The organism is Dorea sp. AF36-15AT, from assembly GCF_003477705.1.
In the GTDB taxonomy this organism is placed as follows: domain Bacteria; phylum Bacillota; class Clostridia; order Lachnospirales; family Lachnospiraceae; genus Claveliimonas; species Claveliimonas ammoniilytica.
This window is the reverse complement of record NZ_QUDV01000003.1, coordinates 128,444-145,731: the sequence shown is the minus strand read 5'-3', so window position 1 is coordinate 145,731 and position 17,288 is coordinate 128,444. Positions and strand designations below refer to the sequence as shown.

Below are 17,288 nucleotides of genomic sequence, written 5' to 3'. Positions count from 1 at the left end.
TGTAATATGAATAAGAAAACACTTACCAAACTGGAATTTTATAAAATCACAGAGCTTCTCATGAATGAAGCCACCACACCGGGTGGGCAGCGCAAATGCCGCAATCTCAAGCCTTCTACAGATCTGACGAAGATTGAGTCCATGCAGGAAGAGACCGCCGCTGCATTTACCCGTATTGTTAAAAAAGGACATCTGTCTTTCAGTGGATGCTATCCGATCGAAGAATCTATGAAACGCCTGGAAGTCGGGGCTGCATTAAATGCTGCCGAGCTTCTACGTATCGCCAAGGTGCTTACCGCAGCCGGAAGAGCCAAAGCCTATGGACGTCATGAGACCATCGAAGAACTTGCCGACTGCCTGGACAGTTATTTTGATATGCTGGAACCGGTATCTCTTCTTTCTACCGAGATTGACCGTTGTATCATCAGCGAAGACGAGATCAGTGACGATGCCAGCAGCACACTGAAGCAGATCCGCCGTCAGATCAGCGCAATGAATGACCGCGTACACTCTACATTGACCGGTATGGTCAATGGTCCACTCCGCACTTATCTGCAGGACGCTATTATTACCATGCGTGGTGACCGTTACTGTATCCCGGTCAAGGCCGAATACAGATCTAAGGTGTCCGGCATGATTCATGATCAGTCTGCTACCGGTTCTACACTTTTTATCGAACCTATGGCAGTTGTAAAGCTGAATAATGATCTGAAAGAATTATATGGCAAAGAACAGGAAGAGATCCAGGTGATACTTGCCCGGCTTAGTTCTGATGCCGCTGATTATATGGAAGAGATCCGCACCGACTATAAGGTCATGACCGAACTGGATTTCATTTTTGCAAGAGGAAGCCTGGCACTTTCCATGAATGCCAGCCGACCGGTCTTTAATAACGAACGACGCATTCTGATCCGGGAAGGTCGCCATCCATTGATCGACCGCAAAAAGGTTGTGCCGATCACCATTTCTCTGGGTGACACATTCGACCTGCTGATCGTAACAGGACCAAACACAGGTGGTAAAACGGTTTCGCTGAAAACGGTCGGACTTTTTACCCTGATGGGACAGGCTGGACTCCACATTCCGGCACTTGATCGCTCAGAACTCGGTATCTTTGAAGATGTCTACGCAGACATCGGTGACGAGCAGAGTATTGAACAGAGCCTCAGTACCTTCTCTTCTCACATGACGAATATTGTTTCATTTTTAAAGAAGATTAAAGACGATTCTCTGGTACTCTTCGACGAACTTGGTGCCGGAACCGATCCTACCGAAGGCGCTGCTCTTGCCATCGCGATTCTGAGTCATTTGCATGCTCAGGGCATCCGCACCATGGCGACCACTCACTACAGTGAACTGAAGATTTTTGCGCTCGAGACACCGGGCGTAGAAAATGCGAGCTGCGAGTTCGACGTTGCAACGCTCCGGCCAACTTACCGTCTGCTGATCGGTATTCCGGGAAAGAGTAATGCATTTGCCATTTCCAAAAAGCTGGGACTTCCGGACTATATTATCGAAGATGCCAGAGCGCATCTGTCCAGCGAAGCAGAATCCTTTGAGGATGTCTTGACAGACCTCGAAGCCAACCGCCGATTAATCGAAAAAGAAAAAGAAGAAATTGCATCTTACAAGCGGGAGCTGGAACGCCTGAAGAACGAGACCGCATCCCGCCAGAAGAAATTAGATGACCAGCGTGACCGCATCATCCGCGAGGCCAACGAAAAGGCCCACGCTATCCTGTTGGATGCCAAAGAGACTGCCGACGAAACCATGAAGAATTTCCGCAAATTCGGCAAGGAGAACATCTCTGCTGCTGAGATGGAAAAAGAACGGGAACGTCTCCGCAAAAAGCTGAAATCTACCAGCAGCAAGGTAACATTGGAAACTGCCAAACCAAGAAAGAAGCATAAACCTTCTGATTTCAAGCTTGGCGAATCTGTACGGGTTCTCAGCATGAACCTGAACGGTATTATCACTTCTCTTCCGGATGCAAGAGGCAATCTTCATGTTCAGATGGGTATCCTGAATTCGCAGGTACACATGTCCGATCTGGAGATCATCGAAGAACAGCCTTCTTACTCTGCCAAGGGTCTGCAGCGCACTTCCAAGGGCAAGATGAAAATGAGCAAATCCTTCTCCGTCAGTCCTGAGATCAACCTGTTAGGCAAGACAGTGGATGAAGCAGTCGCAGAGCTTGACAAATACCTGGACGATGCCTATATTGCGCACCTAAACCCGGTACGCATCGTACATGGCAAAGGTACCGGCGCACTCCGCAACGGTATCCATGCTTATCTCCGCCGCCAGAAGCATATCAAAGAATTCCATCTGGCTGCATTTGGTGAGGGTGACGCAGGTGTAACAATTGTCGAGTTCAAATAGCGAAGCACTCTGACAACATTTATCATAAACTCAAATAGTGGGGAGAAATAATTATGGTTAGCAAACAGAAAATACTGATCGTTGACGACGATGAAAATATCGCAGAACTGATCTCACTTTATTTAGCGAAAGAATGTTTCGACACCAAGATCGTTCACGACGGAGAAAGTGCTCTGCTCGCATTTGATGCGTGGAATCCGGATCTGATACTTCTGGATCTGATGCTTCCGGGCATTGACGGTTATCAGGTATGCCGTGAGATCCGTGCCCATTCGCAAACACCGATCATCATGCTTTCCGCCAAGGGCGAGGTCTTTGACAAAGTGCTCGGTCTGGAACTGGGAGCCGATGACTATATCATGAAACCATTTGATTCGAAAGAAATGGTCGCCAGAGTCAAGGCCGTACTCCGCAGATATCATCCTGTAAAGCCGGAAATTCCTGCTGACAGCAACAGCAAATGTGTGGAATATCCGGGACTTGTGATTAACCTGACCAACTATTCGGTCCAGGTAGACGGAGAGACCGTAGACATGCCTCCAAAAGAACTGGAGCTTCTCTACTTCCTGGCTTCCTCACCAAATCAGGTATTTACCAGAGAACAGCTCCTGGACCACATCTGGGGTTATGAATATGTCGGTGACACTCGTACCGTAGACGTACATATCAAACGTCTCCGCAAAAAGATCAGTGATCACCCATCCTGGAATCTGGGAACCGTATGGGGCATTGGATATAAGTTTGAAGTCAAATAAGGACGCGCGTTATGAATAAAACACCTTCACACACCGGCAGTACGCTACGATTAAAAATATTGGCAATTTATATCATATTTGGATTTCTGGCAATATTCACTACATCCATTCTGGTATCCGGTTATGCCCTTGATAAGCTCACGGACTATACCGCATCCCGGTTATATAAAAGTGCTAATGTTACCGCATCACAGTATCTGCCCAAATATTTTAATGAAACAATTTCCTTATCGGAAGTCCGCACACAGCTCAGTGGTATCGAATCCTACACGGATGCTGCCGTCTGGCTGGTAGACGCAGAAGGGGATCTGATCTGCAGCAAATCTCCGGATGACTACCCGGATGCGCCAACCGTCATTCCTGACTTTGACCCCACGGAAAATGTCGGAAGTATCTGGCAAAAGGGTGATTATCACGGTTGTTTTACCGAAGATGTTATTACAGTTATTGCTCCTGTCACTCAGGACTTTACAACCAAAGGCTATCTTCTGATCCATCAGAATCTGGACGAGATCAACGCTCTGCAGAATGCGCTGCTCCAGCGTGTATATATTGCCCTGATCATCATCTATCTGTTGTCATTTATGATCTTCCTGGCATTTGAACTGCTGGTACACCGACCACTGGTTGAGATCACCCAGGCGGCTACACAGTATGCATCCGGCAATCTGAACTACGAGATTCCGATCCGCACCAGTGATGAAATGGGATATCTGTCGGCATCACTCAACTATATGTCTTCACAGCTTCGGGATATGGAGAACTATCAGAAGAAGTTCGTGGCCAATGTCTCCCACGATTTCCGTTCCCCTCTCACCTCGATCAAGGGCTACATAGAAGCCATGGCTGATGGTACGATTCCTCTGGAAATGCAGAGCAAGTACCTGAATATTATTTTATTTGAAACAGAACGACTGACAGATCTGACGAGAGATCTTCTGGAGTTAAATGCATTTGACACACAGGAACTTCTGTTGAACCGGGAATCTTTCGACATTCATGATGTGATCCGTTCCACTGCTGCCTCTTTTGAAGGCACATGCACACAGAAGAAGATATCGATCGAACTGGTTCTTGCCACCAGACATTTGTCCGTATTTGCTGACAAACACAAAATCCAGCAGGTGCTCTACAATTTGATCGACAATGCGATTAAATTCAGCGATCCGGACTCTATTATTACAGTTGAAACCACCGAACGCGGCGAGAAAGTCTTCGTATCTGTCAAGGATAACGGAGTCGGTATTCCGCGTGATTCGCTGAATAAGATATGGGAACGTTTTTACAAGACAGATTCTTCCCGTGGCAAAGATAAAAAAGGAACCGGACTTGGTCTTTCCATCGTAAAGGAATCCATTCAGGCTCACGGTGAGAATATTAATGTAATCAGTACGGAAGGTGTCGGAAGTGAATTTACTTTCACCCTTCCAAAGAGTAAAGATAGCGCACACTGGTCATAGAAATTATCAATAATTAAGCTTTTAGTATGATAAAAATCAATTGGCTTTTATCCCTCCTAAGAACTATACTAATAATAGTATGAATAAGGAGGTATGTAATATGTCTATTACAGCTGAAACCGCGCAGGCTCATGCAAAGGATCCTGCCGTATTATGTTGCCGTGCAGAGGCTGGTATTACAATCGAGCCAGCCAACCTCGAAGATCCGGCTATTTTTGATGAACTGGTTGATTCAGGTCTTCTGAACCTTGATGGAGTACTTACAATCGGACAGGTACTCGGAGCAACTCTGACTAAGACAAGTGATTCTCTTAGTGCTCTGACTCCTGATAATGTAAAAGGCTACAAAGAAGCCGGCGCAGTAGAAGAAGCTACTGAAGAAGCACCGGCTGAAGAGTCTGCTCCTGCTGAAGCAGATACTCCTTCCGTAAGTGGAAGCGTTCAGGGAATGGTTACTACCATCAAAGGTGGAAAAGTAGTCATCTCTATCAAAGAAGGAAAAGATATCTATCTGGAACTTCCTATTTAGTATTATATTAGCTCATTTTAGTTTATTTCACATGTGTAGCAAAAAAGGTGCGGGCAAATGCCGCACCTTTTTCATATCACGCTCTATCTTCATTCTGACCGGTTATATCCGGCTATTTCTCTGCATACAGAATATCTTGTACTGTCCTATCTTCTATATTATCCGGCGTTACCCAGGTATACCCCGTGTTAACATTCGCTTCATTTCCCATATTCAGAACACATCTTGCTTCTGCCACAACCGTTGCATACCCCATACCATATGGATTCTGAACGATCATCCCTGCGATTCTGCCATCTTTCATCGCATCGATCTCTTCCTGATCCGCATCATATCCCATGATTACAACATCCTTCATGTCTTTTCCTTCACATGCTGTCAAAGCCTGCATGGTAGTGTCTCCATTGGTTGCAAAGATACCTTTCACATCCGGATTCATCTCCAGAATATAATTATAAATGTCTTCATCCGTAATCTGTGCGATTGCATCATCGAGTGCCGTCTGCTGTTCCTCATCTAATTCCTGACCTTCCACTGGCACAATATCAAGCTGCTGTTCTGCGATCGTCTTCTTTATATCATCGATCTGATCCATGTAATATGGACCTGCCACCGACATATTCGGATGATTATTCTGAATCTCTGCAATAAAATTATTTACTCTTTCCTGCGAAGTCAGGGACTTGCTGTCATGAGCGATCACAACAACCTGTCCGGCATCTCCAAGGCTCTCCACCATATGTGTCGCTACTTCTGTGGATGCTTTCGCATTATCCGTCATTACACTGGCCATGATTCCCTGATAATTACCCACAGAGTCAAATGTTATCAGCGGGATTCCGTTCATAGTCGCCAGATCAAACTGCACTTCACAGGACTTGGAATCTACTATTGCGATTGCCAGTGCCGCCGGATATCTGTCCAACTCTTCATCCAGAATACTGACCTGCTCATCCACATCGTCTGACTTACCAGGTCCACTGTATACTACCTTGATCTTATCCGAACCTTCATACCCAAGTTCTTTATTCAGATCAGCAACTGCGTCCTCGGCACCTGCTTTGATCGTTTTCCAATAGGTCTCAGAACTGCCTTTACCAATGATCGACAAATATGTACCTTTTTCCAGCTCTAATCCATCCACATTACCATATGCTGTCGGATCGATCAGATCCAGTTTCGCCTGCTTTGCCTTTTCAGCCTTCTCTTCAGCAGTCTCTTTCTTCTCTCCATTCTGCTGGGTCGAAGATGTATCCGCTTTCTCTGTCTGCGTACTGCATGCACATGTAAGCATTGCCATGCATATACCAAGCGCCGCTACTCTCCATCTCTTTTTCATGCTATCTCTCCCAATAACTGTTTCTTCTTAATCTGCCGATGTCGTATAGGTAACTCCTTATTACGTGTATCCTCTGACATCACATAATATGTTATACACCAAAACTGTGAAAAAGTCTTGAAAAATTTCTTAAAAAATTTATTAACATTGACTTTGTATCTGTTTTTAAGCAGGATTTAGCTTGTATATTTCCCTCATTTGTATTATGATTAACTAAAGCTGAGGTATTCAGCCATAATGATTATCACATATTATATAAGGAGGTACTTATCATGGCATACGTAATTAGTGACGAATGTGTTTCTTGTGGTGCTTGTGCAGCTCAGTGTCCTGCAGAAGCTATCAGCGAAGGAGATTCTCATTTCGAAATCAACCCAGATGCATGTCTTGACTGTGGTGCTTGTGCAGATACATGCCCAATGTCAGCTATCTCTGCTGAGTAATTTCGCAAGAATAATAAAGAGTAAAAGCAGCCTGTTCGCAATTGGACAGGCTGTTCTTTTTTGCCGCAAACCTTCCATTGTCACTTCCTGTCAGCCAAATCTATTATCTTCCCGACTCTCTTTGACAAATGCTTCCGTTTGGACATGTTATACTCTGTCTACATGAACTAAGGGGGGATTATATGGGCAACGTATTAAATACATTAAGCAGCGCAACGAAAGAAGATGCAAAGCTTTATAACTGCATCAAAGAACTATATGACCAGGGTGTGCCGTTTGAAGAGCTGAAAGCTCTGATTCCGGATATGAAGCGCACCCGAGAACAACTCCGCATCAAGCGTATGCTGGAAAACAATAATGAAATGCTGGTGTCTATGATTACCAAAGAAATGTCTTTTCTTCTGGATGCCAAAGAACGCCAGCAGGAAGAAGAATTCCGTAAGCTTGACCAATTGATCCGCCAGCAGCAGAATTACCGCAAAAATGCTGCTCACAGCAGTGCTGTAACAAGACTTCGCAGGCTTCTGCTTCCCGGTACATCAATATAGATCATCATTCTTTTACTCGATACAGTACGCAAACGGGGCCATGATTAATCAAACAGTTTTGATTACTAATAAAATCTGTTTGATTAATCATGGCCCGAAAACATATCTGTTAATTCTTTTCCCAGGTAAGATTGGCAAATTTTGTGTAATCCGGCAGCCATGCCAGATTCACTGTACCAATCGGACCATTTCTCTGTTTAGCGATGATGATCTCCGCCTGATTCGGTGTCTCTGTATCCTTATTATAATAATCATCACGATAAATAAACATTACCACATCGGCATCCTGCTCGATGGCTCCTGACTCTCTAAGGTCAGAAAGCATCGGCCGGTGATCCGGTCTCTGCTCCACTGCCCGGCTCAACTGCGACAATGCAATGACCGGCACATTCAACTCTCTCGCCACTGCTTTCAGTGAACGAGAAATATCCGAGATCTCCTGCTGTCTGGAATCACTTCTACCGCCAATACTGCCACTCATCAACTGCAAGTAGTCGATAATGATCAGGTCAAGGCCGTGCTCCAGCTTGAACTTACGACATTTGGAACGAAGTTCTGTAACTGAAATACTTGGTGTGTCATCGATGATCAGATGCGACTTACCGATGATTCCGGCACTCTCGATCAATTTCTCCCAATCGGCATCTTTCAGATTACCCGTTCTGAGACTCTGAGAATCCACCTGTGATTCCAATGAAAACAGACGGTTCACCAACTGTTCCTTTGACATCTCAAGACTGAATACAGCTACATATCTATCGCTCTTGAATGCCACATGCTGGGCGATATTCAGAACGAACGCAGTCTTACCCATAGATGGACGCGCCGCCACAAGAATCAGGTCTGACGGCTGCAATCCGGATAATTTGTAATCCAGATCCAGGAAACCTGTTGGAATACCCGTTACTGTTCCTTTATTTTTAGATGCTTTTTCAATCTTCTCTAATGCATTAAGTACAACGTCCTTAATCGGGACAAAATCGCCTGCATTACGATTCTGCAACAGTTCAAACACCTTTTTCTCAGTCATTTCCAAAATCTCTTCCATCGGCTGAGAAGACACATAACAAGTATTAGCTATCTCTTCATTTAACTTGATCAGCTTACGCAGGACCGATTTCTCATATACGATCTGCGCATAGTATCTTACATTGGCAGAAGTCGGCACAGCTGCCACCAGCTCGCGGACAAATTCCAGACTGGATATCTCTTCCGGTACATCCTTTTCTTTCAGGCGTTCCTGAAGTGTGATCAGATCTGCCGGCTTGCCTTCATTAAAAAGTTCTACCATGGATTCAAAGATCACACCATATGAAGTTTGATAAAAATCCTGCCCTGTAATGATCTCTGACGCTGTCAGAATAGCCTCTTTGTCCATCAGCATGGCTCCGACTACTGACTGCTCTGCCTCAATACTGTGAGGCAGCACCCGCTTAATCAGCGCTTCCTCCATGGCAACCTCCCTACTCTTCTACAACGTGTACTTTCAGTTCTGTAGTTACCTTTGGATGAAGCTTAATCGGTACATTGTGTACGCCAAGGCTCTTGATCTGTTCTTTTAACTGAATCTTCTTCTTATCGATCTTCAGACCGAGCTGCTCCTCAGCCGCCTGCGCAATCTCTTTGGAAGACACGGAACCAAATACCTTACCGCCCTCACCGGTCTTAATAGACACTTCAATCTTGCCTTTAGCAATCTGTTCTCCCAGTTCTTTTGCTGCTTCCAGATTCTCCTGTGCCACTTTATCTGCATTAGCCTTCTGAAGCTTCAGATCATTCATATTCTTGCCATTAGCTTCAATGCCTTTCTTCGTTTTCAGAAGAAAATTCCTCGCATATCCATCATTTACATTTACTACATCTCCCTTTTTGCCAAGAGACTTTACATCCTCTAATAAGATTACTTTCATTTTATATATCTCCTTCCTCGATCATTCTGTCAATCTGCGCTTTCACACAGTTCACCGCCTCTTCCATATTCGTGTGGTCAAACTGTGTACCGGAGGCATTCATGTGACCTCCACCGCCCAGACGTTCCATAATGATCTGTACATTTACTTCATCAATGGAACGTGCACTCACATAGATACGTCCCTGGTATACCGTCAATACAAATGAAGCGCGGATACCTTCAATATCCAGCAGTTCATTAGCCGCCTGTGCCCCAATAATCGTCGGGCTGTCCACCCGCAGATTCTGACCCCTGGCGATTGCAAACTGCTGACGATATACTTCTGCATTACTGATAATCGATGCCTTAGCCCGATAAGAATCCATATCATCCCGGAATATCTTACGGACATATGGAATATCTGCCCCACATCTTCTCAAAAATGCTGCCGCCTCAAAGGTTCGTACACCGGTACGGTTCGTGAAATTATTCGTATCGATCATCATACCCGCATACATACTACTTGCTTCCAGCGGCGGGATCTTTACATCCTCATCGATATACTGCAGGATCTCAGATACCATCTCACATGCAGATGATGCATATGGCTCAATATATGACAGCATGGCATTATCAATATTATCACTGCTCTGTCTGTGATGATCCAGCACTACAATGGTCTTCGTCATCTGCAGCAGTTCCGGGCACTCCGTCATCTGCGGACGATTCGTATCTACGACGATGACCATCGAATTATTATTCATCAGATCCTTTGCTTCCGATGAACTGATAAACATATCTTCCGGATAATCCGGGTTGTTAATATAGTCTTCATACACGGAACGAATTGAATTCGTCGGCTTATTCAATACGATATGTGCTTTCTTACCGATTGCCTCTGCTGCACGATAAATACCAATCGCTGCTCCCAGCGAATCTACATCTGTCATCGTATGTCCCATAACCAGAACATTTCCACTGGTCATCATATACTCACGAAGAGCTTCCGCCTTAACACGCGCCTTAACACGCGTGTTCTTATAGCTCATTTCCCGCTTGCCACCATAATAGGTAATACCGTTACAATCCTTGATAACTGCCTGATCGCCACCTCTGGCAAGTGCCTGATCGATAGCCACACGGGCGTAGTTATAACTCTGTGAATAAGAGTCGCTGCTGAGTCCCAGACCCATACTGAGTGTAGCCGGAATCTTGTTGCCCACACTGACCGACTTCACATCTTCCAGCAATGAGAAACGATCTTCTTCCAGTTTCTTGAAATCTTTCTTCTTCACTACAACAAAATACTTATCTGTCTCGACCTTTTTGACAATACCATTAACCTTCATGAAATACTGGTTAATCTTTCGATCGATCAGTGCCAGCAACAGACTCTGACGAACCTCTTCCACACTCTCGATCACTTCGTCATAATTGTCAATATAAAGCATACCGGCAACCAGTCTCTGTTCTTCATTGGCACGGATATATTCATTACGTTCCGTTACATCCTGCATATGCACTGCAATAAAGTACTCCTGCTCTTTCGGCATCTCCATCAACTGCTCAGAATCGCTAAATCCTTTTACAGATATCTTTCTTAGCTCTGCAAGATATTCTCTGTCCTCATAGCGCACCTCGCGCTGTACTTTCTGGTCTTCTTTTTTTGGAAACAGACTGCGGTTGATCTCTGGAATATACTTTGCAAGGCTTCCAGACACTTTACCTTCTCCCTCAAAGATCGCATTAAACTCATCATTCACCCACAGGATCCTGCCATCTTCCATCAGCAGCGCATATGGTACTGACAATTCCTTCAGCAACGTATTCTGTACAACACCATACTGTGCCGAGAACTCTACCAGATCTCGAAGGATCACCGCCCGGTTAAAAAAATACAATGCTCCTACGATCAACATATAAATCAGAACAAAGATCAGCATGATAAATCCCGCTCTGTGATCAATCTTATAGATCCATACATTCATTGCCAGAAGAAGTACCGACATGATTGCCGGCCACTGCATATATAACTTCAACTGTCCTTTCAGCTGTATGTCCCGTTTGTCCTTCATGATGACTCCTCCATCGGCACACAATCGCATACGCGCGCCCTTTCTGGGCATGTGACTCCACTATGCGTACATTATACTACCTTTTTCAGGGAATGGAAACTATATATTTACGCAAAAAAGTCATTTATACAATATTGTCAACACATCTCGTAAGCCTTGAATAATCCTGGTGATGCAAGAAAGCCCTCAGGCTCAACCGTACCTGAAGGCTTTCCATAATCCTTTTAAACTTACTCTTTCTTACTCTCTGTTAAGTATCTGCTCTCTTACGTAATCGATACTTCCAGCGGACATACTAAACTCATCCAGACCAAGATCCAGAAGGAGTTCGACTGCTTTCTGATCACCAGCCATCTCACCACACATACCGACTTTGATGCCTTCTTTGTGTCCTGCCTCAATTACCTGCTTAATTGCACGTACAACAGCCGGATTGAAGTAATCGTACATCTTGGCAATCTTCTTATTACCGCGGTCAACAACCAGAATGTACTGTGTCAGATCGTTCGTTCCGATACTGAAGAAATCAGCCTCTTTTGCGAATTCATCTGCAAGCATTACACTGGCAGGTGTCTCGATCATCATACCCATCTCGATATTCTTATCGTAAGCCTGTCCTCTTTCGTCAAGCTCTTTCATACATTCTTTCACAAGTGCCTTAGCATTCTTAAGCTCTTCCATAGCAATGATCATTGGGAACATGATTCTCACATGACCAAATGCACTTGCGCGCAGGATAGCTCTCAGCTGTTCTTTGAACATATCCTTCATGTCCAGAGAAATACGGATTGCTCTCCATCCAAGGAATGGATTCTCCTCTTTTTCAAATTCATAATAAGACAGTTCTTTGTCTCCACCGATATCCAGTGTACGGATTGTCAGTTCCTGAGACGCAAGCTCTGCTGCCTCTTTGTATACCACAAACTGCTCTTCCTCTGTCGGGAAGTGTGTATTCTGCATGTAAAGGAACTCACTACGGAACAGACCTACACCATCAATATTCATCGGAAGTGCATTTCTGATATCCTGTACATTACCAACGTTAGCACACAGATAGATTCTCTTGCCGTCCTTGGTAACTGCCGGAGTACTTCTCAGGCCTTCCAGACGTGCTCTTTCCTGCTCATAAGCAGCTTTCTTGTCCAGATATTCCTTCTCTGTATCCTCGTCAGGTTTCACAACAATAATACCCTCTCCGGCATCCATACAGATGTACTCTCCATCGTCTACCTTAGAAAGGATACCCTTTACACCTACCAGTGTCGGGATTCCAAGACTCTTGGCAATGATAGATACGTGGCTTGTAACACCGCCTTCTTCTGTGACGATACCTTTAACCAGCGCCGGATTGATCTTAACTGTATCAGACGGATACATATCTTTCGCCATAACGACTACAGGCTCAGTCAAAACTCCCAGATCCGGAAGCTTAACGCCCTTAACTACTGCCATCATACGCTTACCAATATCACGTACGTCTGCAGCTCTTTCTTTCATGTACTCGTCATCCATAGATGCAAAAATCATAGCAAACTCATCAATTGTGTTGCTGATCGCCTGCTCTACATTAGACTTGCTGTCCTTGATCTTGCTCTCAACGCCATCCTGAAGCATGAAGTCATTCGCAATTTCCAGATGTGCCGCAAAGATCTCATTCTTTTCAGCAAGCTGACCAAGTTCTTCTACAACAGCATTCTTAGCTGCCTCGAACTTCTCAATCTCAGCCTGAACCTGATCATCGGCGATCGTACCGGTTGCCGGAGTCAGATCTGGCTCAAGATACATATATACTTTTTCAACAACGATGCCTCTGGACGCTGTCTTCTCAACACGAATCTGTTCCATATATTACTCTCCCAGTCCACTTTCAATAGCTTCTACTACAGTCTTAAGTGCTTCTGCTTCATCTTCACCATCACACTCAACTGTGATTTCTGTTCCACATTTGATAGCTGCAGACATAAGGTTCAGAACGCTCTTAGCCTGAAGTCTCTTCTCACCTGCCACAAGAATAATGCTACTCTTGAACGGAGCTGCTGTCTTTGCTAATGTTGCTGCTGGTCTAGCGTGGATTCCTGTTGGATTTGAAACTGTTACTTTCTGAGATACCATAATATCTTCCTCCCTTATTGCTTGTTATATTTAATAAATAATAGTGTATACTTCCAGTCATAACTATACACATTGCTAATTGTTAGTATAACCTTTTCACGAATACTTGTCAAATTATTCTAGGCAAAATATTAGTCAAATATCTCCATCATACACTCTTCCTCAAACTGTCTGGAATAAAGGTTATAATAATGTCCTTTTCTGCCAATTAATTCCCGATGTTTTCCCTGTTCTATGATCTTTCCATCCTTCATCACCAGAATCAGGTCTGCATTGCGCACCGTTGACAGTCTGTGTGCGATCATAAATGATGTATGCCCTGCCAGCAGTTCATCCGTTGCCTTCTGAATCAGCTGTTCTGTCCAGGTATCAATCGAAGACGTCGCCTCGTCCAGGACAAAGATCGCAGGCTTTGCAAGAATCGCTCTGGCAAATGAGATCAGCTGCTTTTCTCCGGTAGAAAGACGGTCGCCACCTTCGCCAACATCCGTATCATAGCCCTGCTCCATACGGTCAATCACCTGATCTGCTGATACCCGTCTTGCGGCTTCTTCGACTTCCGCATCCGTAGCATCCAGTCTCCCATATCGTATATTTTCCCGTATCGTGCCAGAGAACAGGTGCGGATTCTGCAACACATATCCGATCTGACTGTGCAGCCAGAGCTGGGAACGTTTCCGATAATCCACGCCATCAATTAAAATCTCTCCGGATGTAGGCTCAAAGAATCTGCCTGCCAGGTTCACAATTGTCGACTTACCAGCTCCCGTATCCCCTACGATTGCCACCGTTGTTCCGACCGGTATCTTCAGATTCAGATGTTCCAGTACATATTCTTTACCATCCGGATACCGGAAACTCACATCCCGGAACTCGATATCCCCGCGGATCGGTTCCCAGTTTTCCCGCTTCGGCTCTGCCGAATCACCATACCTTTCCAGCACCTCCGGTGTATCGGTAATATTCGGTTCCTGCTCCAGCAGATCCGCCACTCGTTCTATATTGGCCTGGCAAGAAATCATATCCGACAGGAGTCTTGCCAGCTGCTGGATCGGTTCAAAGATTCCCACTGCGTAAGACAGAAATACCGACAACGTACCCAGTGCAATGATCTGATGCTCCACAAAATATCCGCCACGCGCCAGCACGAATGCTGTCACCACGGAACTAAAGAACAAAATCATCGGCATATAGATTGCCGTAAGTCTGGCGAGTGTCATGGAGTGCGACTTCATCCGTCCGGTCACATTACAAAATGTATGATCATTTAACTCCTCCATCGCCAGCGTCTTACTGGTTTCCACTCCGGTGATCCCTTCATTAAACGCTCCTGTTATTTCTGAATTGACCTCCCGGATATCCCGGTTCCAGAACAACATCTTTTTCTGAAAAACAAAAGTCAATCCTGCAATAAACGGAACTACCAGCATAATGATCGCTGCCAGCTTCCAGTTCAATGCAAACATGATGGCAAATACACCAAGCACATACCCGAACGCCCAGAACATATCTACCAGCCCCCAGGCAATCACCGATGCGATCTTTGAAGTGTCACTCATCACCCTCGCGTGGATATATCCCACCGGAGTTGTATTATAATAAGAAAACGAAAGCTTCTGCAAATGTACAAACTGGGCTCTCTTCATATCTCTTCCCACGTTCATTTCAATCGTAATTGCCGCCCGGACACTGAAAAACACACAGACCATCTGCATAATGATAATCCCCGCATATGCGATTACAAACAACTGGATTCCGTGCAGTGTATCCGGCACGATAAAATGATCGATCGCATAGCTCTGGAATAGCGGAACTGCCACATCCACAAGAATCAGCAATATATTCAGACTAAATGTGGTCGCAAATTCCTTACGATATGGACGGAAGAACGGAAACATCTGTTTCCAGATTCCGATACTGAGGCTCTTCGGTTCTTTTTTATTACTCTGCATCAGAATCACCTCCCTCATTCAGAAGTCTCCTGTCATCCTGATTCAACTGGATCTCATAGATTTTCTGATAAATACCTCCGTGGTGGATCAGTTGTTGATGTGTGCCACACTCCTCAATCACGCCATGATTCAGCACCAGAATCTGATCTGCTTCCATCAATGTCGTAATCCGGTGTGAGATCAGAATTACGGTAGCATCTTTCATTTTCGACCGGAGTGCACGTCGGATCCGCACATCCGTATCCGCATCCACTGCGGAAAGTGAATCATCAAAGATCATGATCGGTGCCTTTGCGATCAGCATCCGCGCGATTGCAACTCGCTGCCGCTGTCCGCCGGACAAGGTCACACCGCGCTCACCCACGATCGTATCATATCCATCTGGGAATGCCATGATCGTATCATCCACGCAGGCAATCCTTGCAGCCTCACGGATTTCATTCATCGTCGCATCAGGATTAGCAGCTGCGATATTGTCCCGAATGGTTCTGGAAAATAAAAAAGGCTCCTGCAACACCATTCCTACATGACTGCGTATCCAGCTTCTCGGAATATCACGGATATCCACACCCCCGATCTGTACCGTTCCCTTCTTCAACTCATAAAGGCGATCCAGCAAATGTACGATCGTTGTCTTACCGCTTCCCGTTCCACCAAGAACACCGCAGGTTGTCCCTTCTTTTATATGAAAGCTCACATCTTCCAGTACAGACTGATTCTCTTCATAGCCAAAGCTTACGTGATCAAACACAATGTCCGTACGCTCCGGAACCACGCCACTCTCAGCCATTTCTTCTTCTGCCGAATCCAGAATGTAATTCACCCGGTCAAATGACACGCCCGTCTTACTCATTTCCGACAGGATCCTTCCCAGACTTCGCACAGGCCATACCAACGTCGTATTATAAGATGCAAATGCAATAAATTCTCCGGCTGTAATAGATCCATGCACCGCTTCGATCGCACCAAGCGTCACGATCACAAGCACCTGTAATCCGGTAATCAGATCACCCACTGCCCAGTACAATCCCGACAATGTACCAAGCCGGATCCAGAGTCTGGCAAATATCTCATTTTTCTCATCAAACTGATCAATTTCAAACCTTTCTCTTCCAAATGCCCGCACTACTCGCACACCCGTCGCATTCTCCTGCACCACCGTTGACAGATCTCCTTCTGCCTCATCCGCTGCCGTATAATTCTTCGCGATCAGATGATAAAATATGCCGGAATACAGTACAACAACCGGTGTAAAGGCAAGTGCCACCACTGTCAGCTTCATATTCATTGTAAGCATCATTGCCAGCGACACCACCAACAGGAACACCGTACGAAACACTTCCAACACCTGGGTAACTACAAAGTTTCTTATTGTCTCTACATCTGCAGTGCAACGCTGTATAATATCGCCTGTCTGCACACCATCATGCCACTTCATCGGCAGTCTCTGCACATGTGTAAACAGAATATCACGCATATTCTTTGCAAAGGTCTCTCCCGCCTTTGCCGTCTGACTTCGATACAGATAGATCATAATTCCATTCACAAGAGCAATGCCGATCACCTCTAGCGAAATCAGCCAGATATGCTCTTTCAGGTACGGAATTCCATCTTCCACAAGCACACGGTCAATAGTAAATCCAAAAATTCTCGGAATCAGCGAATTCAGAAGCGTAGACGCAAGTGATGCCAGCAGAATAATGATAAAACACCCTCTGGTGCCCTTTGAAAATCTGAGGATCAGTTGTATTTTTCCATTCTTGTCTCCCATACACACTCCCTGTAACTTCCTGTATAGTCTT

General features: G+C 45.1%; 14 protein-coding genes. 6 read left to right on the top strand and 8 right to left on the bottom strand.

Going from position 1 to position 17,288, the window contains the following annotated elements; all coding sequences use genetic code 11:
- The first annotated feature begins 6 nt into the window (after positions 1-6).
- The 4 genes from DWZ93_RS06560 to DWZ93_RS06545 all read left to right on the top strand — a co-directional run bounded on the left by DWZ93_RS06560 (position 7) and on the right by DWZ93_RS06545 (position 5,126).
- Positions 7-2,382, top strand: a complete 2,376-nt coding sequence (locus DWZ93_RS06560) for an endonuclease MutS2 (RefSeq protein WP_118452353.1) — start codon at positions 7-9, stop codon at positions 2,380-2,382.
- A gap of 53 nt (positions 2,383-2,435) precedes the next feature.
- The gene (locus DWZ93_RS06555) at positions 2,436-3,137 is read left to right on the top strand and encodes a response regulator transcription factor (protein ID WP_118452352.1); all 702 of its coding nucleotides are present in this window, start codon (positions 2,436-2,438) and stop codon (positions 3,135-3,137) included.
- Positions 3,138-3,148: 11 nt separating this feature from the next.
- Positions 3,149-4,597: a sensor histidine kinase gene (locus tag DWZ93_RS06550; protein WP_118452351.1), complete on the top strand. Its 1,449-nt coding sequence runs from the start codon at positions 3,149-3,151 to the stop codon at positions 4,595-4,597.
- Positions 4,598-4,697: 100 nt separating this feature from the next.
- On the top strand, positions 4,698-5,126 hold the full coding sequence (locus DWZ93_RS06545; protein ID WP_118452350.1) for a sugar transporter: 429 nt from the start codon (positions 4,698-4,700) through the stop codon (positions 5,124-5,126).
- A 112-nt stretch (positions 5,127-5,238) separates the two neighbouring features.
- Here the strand turns inward: DWZ93_RS06545 and DWZ93_RS06540 are convergent, their stop codons facing one another.
- The gene (locus tag DWZ93_RS06540) at positions 5,239-6,465 is read right to left on the bottom strand and encodes a substrate-binding domain-containing protein (RefSeq protein WP_118452349.1); all 1,227 of its coding nucleotides are present in this window, start codon (positions 6,463-6,465) and stop codon (positions 5,239-5,241) included.
- 272 nt (positions 6,466-6,737) lie between these two features.
- On the opposite strand from DWZ93_RS06540, the gene DWZ93_RS06535 reads away from it, so the two are divergent.
- Both DWZ93_RS06535 and DWZ93_RS06530 read left to right on the top strand, forming a co-directional pair.
- Positions 6,738-6,908, top strand: a complete 171-nt coding sequence (locus DWZ93_RS06535; protein WP_118452348.1) for a DUF362 domain-containing protein — start codon at positions 6,738-6,740, stop codon at positions 6,906-6,908.
- A gap of 182 nt (positions 6,909-7,090) precedes the next feature.
- The gene (locus DWZ93_RS06530) at positions 7,091-7,456 is read left to right on the top strand and encodes a hypothetical protein (RefSeq protein ID WP_118382923.1); all 366 of its coding nucleotides are present in this window, start codon (positions 7,091-7,093) and stop codon (positions 7,454-7,456) included.
- 109 nt (positions 7,457-7,565) lie between these two features.
- On the opposite strand, the gene dnaB is transcribed toward DWZ93_RS06530, so the two are convergent.
- The 7 genes from dnaB to DWZ93_RS06495 all read right to left on the bottom strand — a co-directional run bounded on the left by dnaB (position 7,566) and on the right by DWZ93_RS06495 (position 17,257).
- On the bottom strand, positions 7,566-8,909 hold the full coding sequence (gene dnaB, locus DWZ93_RS06525) for a replicative DNA helicase (protein ID WP_118382922.1): 1,344 nt from the start codon (positions 8,907-8,909) through the stop codon (positions 7,566-7,568).
- 10 nt (positions 8,910-8,919) lie between these two features.
- On the bottom strand, positions 8,920-9,366 hold the full coding sequence (rplI, locus tag DWZ93_RS06520) for a 50S ribosomal protein L9 (protein WP_118452347.1): 447 nt from the start codon (positions 9,364-9,366) through the stop codon (positions 8,920-8,922).
- A 1-nt stretch (position 9,367) separates the two neighbouring features.
- On the bottom strand, positions 9,368-11,422 hold the full coding sequence (locus DWZ93_RS06515) for a DHH family phosphoesterase (protein WP_118382920.1): 2,055 nt from the start codon (positions 11,420-11,422) through the stop codon (positions 9,368-9,370).
- A 240-nt stretch (positions 11,423-11,662) separates the two neighbouring features.
- Positions 11,663-13,267, bottom strand: coding sequence for a phosphoenolpyruvate--protein phosphotransferase (gene ptsP / locus DWZ93_RS06510; protein WP_118452346.1), 1,605 nt, complete (start codon positions 13,265-13,267; stop codon positions 11,663-11,665).
- A 3-nt stretch (positions 13,268-13,270) separates the two neighbouring features.
- The gene (locus DWZ93_RS06505) at positions 13,271-13,534 is read right to left on the bottom strand and encodes an HPr family phosphocarrier protein (RefSeq protein ID WP_118382917.1); all 264 of its coding nucleotides are present in this window, start codon (positions 13,532-13,534) and stop codon (positions 13,271-13,273) included.
- Positions 13,535-13,665: 131 nt separating this feature from the next.
- Positions 13,666-15,504 carry an ABC transporter ATP-binding protein gene (locus DWZ93_RS06500; RefSeq protein ID WP_243061161.1) on the bottom strand — a complete coding sequence of 613 codons (1,839 nt, stop codon included), beginning with the start codon at positions 15,502-15,504 and terminating at the stop codon, positions 13,666-13,668.
- Positions 15,476-17,257, bottom strand: coding sequence for an ABC transporter ATP-binding protein (locus tag DWZ93_RS06495; protein ID WP_118452345.1), 1,782 nt, complete (start codon positions 17,255-17,257; stop codon positions 15,476-15,478). Before DWZ93_RS06495 ends, DWZ93_RS06500 begins: the two co-directional genes overlap by 29 nt.
- Between the last annotated feature and the right edge of the window lie 31 nt (positions 17,258-17,288).